General features: G+C 72.7%; 6 protein-coding genes. 3 read left to right on the top strand and 3 right to left on the bottom strand.

All coding sequences use genetic code 11. The features are described from left to right. Together ABZ873_RS33240 and ABZ873_RS33235 are read right to left on the bottom strand one after the other, a co-directional pair. A partial coding sequence (locus ABZ873_RS33240) for a sigma-70 family RNA polymerase sigma factor (protein WP_360880299.1) occupies nucleotides 1-1,448 on the bottom strand: 1,448 nt, incomplete at its 3' end. A gap of 249 nt (nucleotides 1,449-1,697) precedes the next feature. Beyond that, entirely contained in the window at nucleotides 1,698-2,477 is a 780-nt protein-coding gene (locus tag ABZ873_RS33235; protein ID WP_360880296.1) for a helix-turn-helix domain-containing protein, read from the bottom strand. A 343-nt stretch (nucleotides 2,478-2,820) separates the two neighbouring features. On the opposite strand from ABZ873_RS33235, the gene ABZ873_RS33230 reads away from it, so the two are divergent. Continuing rightward, nucleotides 2,821-4,251 (top strand): NAD(P)/FAD-dependent oxidoreductase, encoded by a 1,431-nt coding sequence (locus ABZ873_RS33230; RefSeq protein ID WP_360880293.1) that lies wholly within the window; start codon nucleotides 2,821-2,823, stop codon nucleotides 4,249-4,251. Nucleotides 4,252-4,386: 135 nt separating this feature from the next. Then, a complete protein-coding gene (locus tag ABZ873_RS33225) occupies nucleotides 4,387-6,219 on the top strand; it encodes an ATP-binding SpoIIE family protein phosphatase (protein WP_360880305.1) in 1,833 nt (610 codons plus the stop codon). Between the two features lie 82 nt (nucleotides 6,220-6,301). Here the strand turns inward: ABZ873_RS33225 and ABZ873_RS33220 are convergent, their stop codons facing one another. Beyond that, on the bottom strand, nucleotides 6,302-7,609 hold the full coding sequence (locus ABZ873_RS33220; protein WP_360880302.1) for an MFS transporter: 1,308 nt from the start codon (nucleotides 7,607-7,609) through the stop codon (nucleotides 6,302-6,304). 123 nt (nucleotides 7,610-7,732) lie between these two features. Between ABZ873_RS33220 and ABZ873_RS33215 the strand changes: the two genes are divergently transcribed. Then, nucleotides 7,733-8,269 carry a MarR family transcriptional regulator gene (locus tag ABZ873_RS33215; protein WP_360880290.1) on the top strand — a complete coding sequence of 179 codons (537 nt, stop codon included), beginning with the start codon at nucleotides 7,733-7,735 and terminating at the stop codon, nucleotides 8,267-8,269. Nucleotides 8,270-8,631: the final 362 nt, after the last annotated feature.

Genomic DNA, 8,631 nt, shown 5'->3' with positions numbered 1-8,631 from the left:
CAGCCGTGCGTGACCCTGCACGACGTGGGCCGGGTCCCGCCGCAGGGCGCGTCACTCTCGGCGGCGGCGGGCGCCTCCGGCGCCACGGGCGCCGCAGCCGAGGGCGCGGGCTTGACCCGGGCCTGCGGCTCGGGATCGTCCCCGGCGAGGGCGAACACCACCCCGGCGGCCGCGGCCACGGCGATCCCGGCAGCGATGGCGGCCTTGGCGGGCAGCCCGAGCCCCTCCCCGGCCAGAGCCCCCCCGGCCCCGGCTCCTCCGGCTCCCCCACCCGCCCCGCCCGCAGCACCCGCCCCAGCGGCACCCGCAGCCCCACCACCGGCCGACCCCGCAGCACCAGCCGTTCCGGCAGCCCCGGCCGCCCCCGCAGCCCCGGCCCCCGCACTCGACCCGCCCGCGGTACCGACAGCCGCCGCGGCAGCCCCGGCCCCGCCCGCGGCGACCGCCCCGCCGGCCACCACCCCGGCCGCCTTGGCCGCGTACCCGGCGGCGAACCACCCGATGACCGCCACCGGAAGCAGCGCGGGAATGCCCGCGTTGACATCCTTGAGCTCCCCGGCGGCCAGCCGGCACTTCACGCACTCGTCCAGGTGCTTGCGCAGCCCCCGCTCCGCCCGCACCCGCAGCCCGCCGCGCGCGAAGGCACCCAGCCGGTCCGCGTACCGCGCGCAGTCGCCACCCTCGCTCAGCGCCGAGCTCACATGGGCCTGCAGATACGCCTGCTTGAGCCCTTCCCGGGCACGACTGGCCAGCACCGCCGTCGCGTTGGCGCTCAGCCCGAACAGCGGCGCGACCGCGCTCGGCGACTCCTCCTCCACGGTGGTGTGCCACAGCACCGCCTGCCACCGCTCGGGCAGGCTCCGGAACGCCTGCATGGCCAGCGACTGCTCGGCGACACGCATCGCCCGTACGTCCGCGCCCAGTTCGAGCGTGTCGTCCCCGGAGAGCCCCGACAGCCCGGACACCCCGGCGCCGCTGTCCGCCCGCGCGGCAGCCGCCTGTTCCGCGAAGACGGCGAAGTCCTCGACGAGCTGCTCCCGCTTGGCCGTCTTGGCCCAGGCCGCCGCGACCCTGCGTACCGTGGTGAGCAGATAGGCCCGCACCGACTGGTCCGGCCCGGCCCCGCCCCGTACTGCCTGCAGCGTCCGCGCGAACACCTCGGCGGTCAGGTCGTCGGCGGTGTGCCCGTCCCGGCAGCAGGTCCGCGCGTAGCGCCGTACGGCATCGGCGTGACGGCGGAAAAGCTCCTCGTAGGCACCGTCGTCACCGTCCCGCATCCGGGCGATCAAGTCCCCGTCGGAAGGTGGCAGTTCGCTCGCTCCGCCGGCCTGGCGCACATGACGCCCCGCCGGTTCGCGCTGCGCCGGTACCTGCCGGGCGGGCAGACCACCCACCCCGACCTCGTTGCCGGTGCCACCGAGCGGTTCCTCACGCCCGTCAACGCCCATCGCGGAAGCTCCCGCACGACACACTCAACCGGTACACCGATCAAGCGTGTCACACAGCGGACAGCCACCGGAGCGCTTTCCGGCCCTTCCACCCGTCCGTGCACACCCCGGCCGACCGCCGCGCGCACCGCGACCGACCACCGCCCCGCCGAACCGCTACCGCCGCCTGCCGACCCGGTACCGCCGCCCCGCCGGCCCGGCACCGGCCCGCGAACGGACCGGCACCGGCTCGACCAGGCAAACCCAGGCTCACGCCGTCCGGGACCGCAGCCCCTCCAGCAGGATGTCGAGCAGCCGCGTCGAGGCCGCCGCCTGCTGCGCCGGGTCCGGCAGGGCCGGCGCCGCCGTCGCTATCACCAGCAGCACATCGGCCACCGTGACATCGGCACGCAGCTCACCGGCCTCCCGCGCCCGGTGCACCAGTCGCCCGACGACCTCCAGCAGCGCTCCCGCGCCCGCGTCGTCCGACGGCTCGTCCTCCGCCGAGCTCCGCGCGCCCACGACCCGCAGCCCCGGAACACCGGCACCCGCCGCCTCGGCGGCCTGGCGCTGGTGCGGCACCCGGGCGGCCTCGGCCTCCTCGGCCGCCTCCTCGCCCGTCGAGCCCACCCGCAGCACCTGCGGCGGCAGCAGCCGCCCGGCGCCGGAAGCCACGGAGGTCCGCAGGAAGCGCGACAGCGCCTGCCACGGCTCCTCCTCCTGGCCGAGGGCGGCCTTGGCCTGCTCGGTCAAGCGGGCCGTCTCCTCCTCGGCTATACGCCGCACCAGGACGTCCTTGCTCGGGAACCGCCGGTACACCGTCCCGACGCCGACCCGCGCGCGCCGGGCCACGTCCTCCATCGGAGCGCCGTACCCCAGCTCACCGAAGACCTCGCGGGCCGCGCGCAGCACGTGCTCCAGATTGCGCTGGGCGTCGACGCGCAGCGGCGTGGACCGGCCGACACCGTGCGTGGTGCCGCCCGTCAGCGCACGGCCGCTGCTCTCGACCGAGAGCGCGGTCGCAGAACCATGGAAATCGGACATGTTCATATGTATCCCCCGGTAATCATCTGTCTCCCCCCGGAGACATTCCCCGCCTTCACGTCGAGGGGGCCGCACCACGGTCTCAGGTACGGTCCAGCTGCTCGACGAGTTACGAACATAGTTGAGCCAGAGTCAATTCAGAAGGGGGAGCCCCGGACGGACCACCGCCCGATCGGAGCATTCACCCCCACTTTTCCGTTCCGCACCCTCGGAAGCTGCCACTCCGCCCGCCCTGACCTGCGTACTTCGGTCCCCTCCGAGCGCTCCGGGCCACCCCGCCCCAGCACTCACACCGGTCACACAATCTGTCGGGCCTGTGGACAAACTCCCGGCCACGTTGCGTCATGGGATGGTGAAGGCTGCTAACTCCCGGGGCGCGGCCCCCGGTACCCCGCCCCGCACGCGCATCCTGATCGTCGGCGGCGGCTACGTCGGCATGTACACGGCGCTCCGCCTCCAGCGAAAGCTGAGAGCCGTCGAGGCCGAGGTCACGGTGGTCACCCCCGAGCCCTACATGACGTACCAGCCCTTCCTCCCGGAAGCCGCCGCCGGCGCCATCTCCCCCCGCCACGTCGTGGTCCCCCTGCGCCGCGTCCTCGGCTCGTGCCGCATCGTCATCGGCCAGGTCCAGAGCATCGACCACGCCAAGCGGACGGCGACCCTCACCACCCTCGCCACCGCCGACGAGGGCACCGGCCCGCTCGCGATGGAGTACGACGAACTCGTCCTCGCCCCCGGCTCCGTCTCCCGCACCCTGCCCGTGCCGGGCCTCGCCGACTACGGCATCGGCTTCAAGACCGTCGAAGAGGCCATCGGCCTGCGCAACCACGTCATCGAACAGATGGACATCGCCTCCTCCACCCGCGACCCCGCCGTCCGCGACGCCGCCCTCACCTTCGTCTTCGTCGGCGGCGGCTTCGCGGGCGTCGAAGCCCTCGGTGAACTGGAGGACATGGCCCGCTACGCGGCGCGGTACTACCACAACATCAAGCCGGAGGACATGAAGTGGGTCCTCGTCGAGGCGAGCGACCGCATCCTCCCCGAGGTCGGTCTCGAGATGGGCGTCTACACGGTCCGTGAACTGCGCCGCCGCAACATCGACGTCCGCCTGGAGACCCGGCTCGAATCATGCGAGGACCGCGTCGCCGTCCTCAGCGACGGCTCCCGCTTCCCCACCCGCACCATCGTCTGGACCGCCGGCGTCAAACCCCACCCCGTCCTCGCCGCGACCGACCTCCCCCGCAACGAGCGCGGGCGCCTCGTCTGCACCTCCTTCCTCACCGTCGAGGGCGTCGAAAACGCCTGGGCCGCCGGAGACGCCGCCTCCGTCCCCGACATCACCGCCCCCGCGGACGCCGAGGGCCTCCGCCGCGAATGCGCCCCCAACGCCCAGCACGCCGTCCGCCAGGCCAAGGTCCTCGCCGACAACCTCGTCGCCGCCCTGCGCGGAGAGGTCCTGACCGAGTACGCCCACAAGTACGCGGGCTCCGTCGCCTCCCTCGGCCTCCACAAGGGCGTCGCCCACGTCTACGGACGCAAGCTCAAGCGCTACCCCGCCTGGTTCATGCACCGCGCGTACCACCTCAGCCGCGTCCCGAGCTTCAACCGGAAAATGCGCGTACTCGCCGAATGGACCTTGTCCGGCCTCTTCAAGCGCGAGATCGTCTCCCTCGGGTCCCTCGAACACCCCAGGGCAGAATTCGAACTGGCGGCAGGAGGAGCCCCCAAGGCCCCACCCCCGCCGCCCGCCCCCAACCCCCCGAAGGACAGCCAGGGCTGACGTTGTCAGTGCCGTCGACCACACTGGACGTGTGACCATAGGTGGGCTCACCCCTGCACAGAGTGACATCGTCCAGTCCGCGACCGCCCACGAGCGACACAGCGACCACTCGCGACACCACGAGGCTTGAACGCAGTGAACTTCACGCGCTGGAGCGCCCGGTTCCCCGGAACGCAGCGCCGCGCCGCAGCCCGGACCGAACACGCCGCCGCCCAGGCCAAGCGGGGCGAAGGCGCGGTCCCGGCAGCCCGCGGCGGCCGCCCCGACCCGGCGGGGGAGCGCCCCGCGCCCACCGCCGACGGCCACCCCGCCGACCCCACGGTCTCCGGCCTCGGAACCGGCAGCGGAAGCGGAACGGGCCCCGGCGGCGCCACCGCCACCGCCTCCCCGCGGGAGGCCACCCTCACCGCCGTGCCCTCCCTGGACGAGCTCTCCGTACGCGACATCCTCGGCCGGCTCCCGGCCCTGATCGCCCTCGTCCACGGCCCCGAGCACCGCGTCGCCTACGTCAACGACGCCTACACCGCCGGCTTCGGCGCCCGCACCCCCGGCGCCCCCGCCCACGAAGCCCTCCCCGAACTGGGCGAGCTCGGCCTCCTCCCGCTCCTCGACCAGGTCCGGCGCAGCGGCAGACCCCGTACCGCCAAGAACCGCGCGGCGCCCGGCGGCAGCAGCTCGTACACCGTCACCTGCACCCCCGTCGACTTCCCCAAGCCCGCCCCCGGCACGGCGGACACGGGCCCGAGCGGCACGGACACCCAGCCCGGCGGACACCTGGGCGGCATCCTGATCCACCTCGCCGACGTCACCGACCATGCCGAGGCCGCCGACCGGCTGCGCGCCAGCGAGCGCCGCCAGCGCGAGGCCGCCGTCACCCTCCAGCGCTCCCTGCTCCCGCAGGAACTGGAACAGCCCGACGACCTGCGCATCGCCGCCACCTACCAGCCCGGCGGCACCGAAGCGGCCGTCGGCGGCGACTGGTACGACGTCATCACCCTCGGCGCCGGCCGCACCGCCCTCGTCATCGGCGACGTCATGGGCCGCGGGGTCCGCGCCGCCGCCGTCATGGGCCAGCTGCGCACCGCCGTCCGCGCCTACGCCCGGCTCGACCTGCCCCCGCACGAGGTGCTCCAGCTCCTCGACGGCCTCGCCGCCGAGATCGACGCCAGCCAGATCGCCACCTGCGTGTACGCCGTCCACGACCCCAACGAGGGCCTGCTCGCCTACGCCTCCGCCGGCCACCTGCCGATCCTGGTCCGCGACGAGGAGGGCACCGTCCGCCGCGCCGCCGACCACACCGGCCCGCCGCTGGGCACCGGCGGCTGGCTGCACAGCTCGGGCACCATCGCGCTCGGCCCCGGCTCCACCGCCGTCCTCTACACCGACGGCCTCGTCGAACGCCGCGGCGAGGACATCGACGAGGGCGTCGGCGCCCTGGCCCGCGCCCTCTCCGGCGCCCAGGGCACCCCGGCCGTCATCTGCGACCGCCTCATGCGCGCCCTCGGCGTGGACGCCGACCACGACGACGACGTCGCCGTGATGGTCCTCCAGCAGCCCGCCCGCACCGGCCAGGACGCCGAGCTCTTCCACAACGCCGCCCTGGAACTCCTCGGCGGCGTCGAAGCGGCCCCGCGCGCCCGCGCCTTCGCCCAGGGCGTCCTCGCCTCCTGGCGCTTCCCCGTCGAGCTGTGCGACCTCGGCGTGCTCGCCGCCAGCGAGCTCGTCGCGAACTCCCTCCAGCACGGCACCCCGCCCATGCGGCTGCGCCTGCGCCGCACCGACCGCCGCCTGATCATCGAAGTCACCGACGGCGACGACCACCTGCCGCGCCGCCGCCGCGCCGAACCGGCCGACGAGACCGGCCGCGGCATCTCGATCATCGCCACCATCGCCTCCGCATGGGGCTCCCGCCGCACCCCGGGCGGCGGCAAGGCCGTCTGGTGCGAATTCGCCCTGCCGGACAAGTAGCGGCCCGCCCGAGAACGCCGAAGGCCCCGGTCCACCAGGACCAGGGCCTTCCGCTTCCCCCGAGCAGGAGTACGTACGAGCACTACGCGCGCACGGGCTCCGAGGCGGCACCCGCAGCGGAACGCTCGACCACCACGGCCGGGCCTCCCTGCGCCACGACCCGGCTCGCCAGCAGCGGGTTGTCCTGCATCGGGGTGAGCCGTCGGCCCAGCCGCAGTGCCAGCCCGGCGATCCCGAGCGACACCAGGACGAACACGGCTATGTAGAGCATCGGCACGCCCGCACCGAGCGGCACCCCGAGAGGCCCGAGCGCCAGCGCCATCTGCTTGACCAGCGCGAAGGCCGAGTTGTACTGACCCACCGAGCCCTCGGGCGCCAGATCCGCCACCAGCGGCGCCAGGGTCGGCGAGAGCATCGCCTCGCCGATACCGAAGAGCGCGTACGTGGTGATGAACGCGGCGGCGGCCATCATCGCGCTGCCGTGCCCGAGCCCGGAGAACCCGGCTATGAGCCATGCCCCGGTCCAGATCAGCCCGACGAGCGCGATCACCCGCGACCGGCGGCGCTTCTCGACCAGCCGCAGCACGACGAACTGCGCGAGCACGATCGCACCGGTGTTGGCGGCGAGCGCGAAACCGAGGGTGGAGGGCGAGATCCCGGCGGCCTCGGTACCGAAGGCGGCGAGACCCGACTCGAACTGTCCGTAGCAGGCGAAGAACACCACGAAGCCCAGCACGCTCAGCTGCACCATGGCCTTGTGCCGCAGCAGCCGCTTCCAGCCGCTGCCACCCGCCTGGGCGGGGTCCTTCGGGACGGCGTCCTTGATGCTCGGGGCCTGCGGCATCCGCACGGTGGCGATGACGCCCGCCAGCACCAGGAACATCACGGCCTCGATGCCGAAGAGAAGGGTGAAGCTGCCGGGACGGCTCTCGTCGACGATCTGGCCGCCTATGAGGCCGCCGATGCCGAGGCCCAGGTTCTGCATGAAGAACTGCAGGGCGAAGGCACGGGTCCGGGTGGACGGCGTGGAGCACCACACGATCATCGTCGCGAGGGCCGGCTGCATCACGGCCTGGCCGGCGCCGAGCGCCAGCGCGGACAGCAGGATGGGCACCAGGCCCGTGGAGAGCCCGAGCGCGAGAGCGCCCGCGGAGGCGGCGACCGCCGCACCCATGACCACGGGCACCGGACCGCGTCGGTCGATGACCCGTCCGGTGAAGGGCAGCGCGACGAGAGCACCCAGGGCGAAGGCCACGAACGCACTCGTGGCCGCCATGGAGCCCAGTTCCCGCACCTGCGCCACATAGATGTAGAGGAACGGAACCGTGAAGCCGATGCCGAACGCGGTCAGCGCGTTCCCGGCCTGGATCCGCCGCATCGCGGCGCCCATCACCTTGGTCACTTCTCACCTGCCTGATAACTGAAGCTTGAAGACTTCATGCCTAAAGTTCGATGCTTAACTCTACACATCGAAGGAGTTAGACGGCAACGTGTTCGTGCGATACTTCCCCTCATGGGTGACACCCCCGACGGCGCCGCGTCCGTCCCCGAGCCGAGCCTCGACGAGCAGATCGCCGTCTACCAGCGAGAGTTCCAGGACCTGGACCCGCAGGTGGAGAAGGTCGTCTCGGCGCTGAGCCGCCTGAACCGCCGTATGAACGTCGCGTATGGCCGCCAGACCGCGGCCCTGGGCATCAGCAACGCGGAGTGGGAGGTCCTCAAGGCCCTCGTCCTCTCCGGTGCCCCCTACCGGATGGGCCCGAGCGAGCTGGCGAAGCAGCTGGGCCTCACGCCGGCGGCGATGACCCACCGGATCGACCGCATGACGGCGGACGGGCTGGTCACGCGCGAGCGCGACGAGTCCAACCGGGTCCGCGTGATCGTGGAGCTCACGGACGAGGGCCGCAGCAAGTGGCTGGACGCGATGCGCGCGGCCACGATCTTCGAGGAGGACCTCCTCCAGGACCTCTCCACGGCGGAGCGCGGGCTGCTGGGCGTGATGCTCACGCGGCTCCTGGACCGTGTCGAGGACCTCCAGTCACCCAGCTGACCACGGGGGTTGACACACCTCCCGCGGGTCCGTAAGGTTCTTCGAGTTGCCCCGGAGCCGGAAGGTTTCGGAGACAGCACCTCCCGCCGCCTCGTTGCGGCATCCAAACTCAGCACGATCTCCCACTGGGAACGATTTCGGCGTGCCCGAATTCATTTCCGAAGGCCGATTATGAATCGCCGGGGAAACCCACTAGAGTTTGGGGAGTCGGAAGGGCCCAACAGCCCGGAAGGCAAACCCCGCTGACTGGGAGTCAGGCCCGAAAGAGTCTGATAGAGTCGGAAACGCAAGAACAAAGCAACACAGCAGAACGAAAGCCCGGAGGAAAACCCGCGAGGGTGAGTACGAAGGAAGCGTCCGTT

This window comes from Streptomyces sp. NPDC047014, from assembly GCF_040644195.1.
In the GTDB taxonomy this organism is placed as follows: Bacteria; Actinomycetota; Actinomycetes; order Streptomycetales; family Streptomycetaceae; genus Streptomyces.
The sequence above is the reverse complement of the archived record's forward strand: the minus strand, read 5'-3'. Positions and strand labels throughout refer to the sequence as shown.

Coding starts and splice junctions, on each gene's coding strand:
- ABZ873_RS33235 (WP_360880296.1), bottom strand. CDS start 2,477: ATGAACATGTCCGATTTCCATGGTTCTGCGACCGCGCTCTCGGTCGAG.
- ABZ873_RS33230 (WP_360880293.1), top strand. CDS start 2,821: ATGGTGAAGGCTGCTAACTCCCGGGGCGCGGCCCCCGGTACCCCGCCC.
- ABZ873_RS33220 (WP_360880302.1), bottom strand. CDS start 7,609: ATGGGCGCCGCGATGCGGCGGATCCAGGCCGGGAACGCGCTGACCGCG.
- ABZ873_RS33215 (WP_360880290.1), top strand. CDS start 7,733: ATGGGTGACACCCCCGACGGCGCCGCGTCCGTCCCCGAGCCGAGCCTC.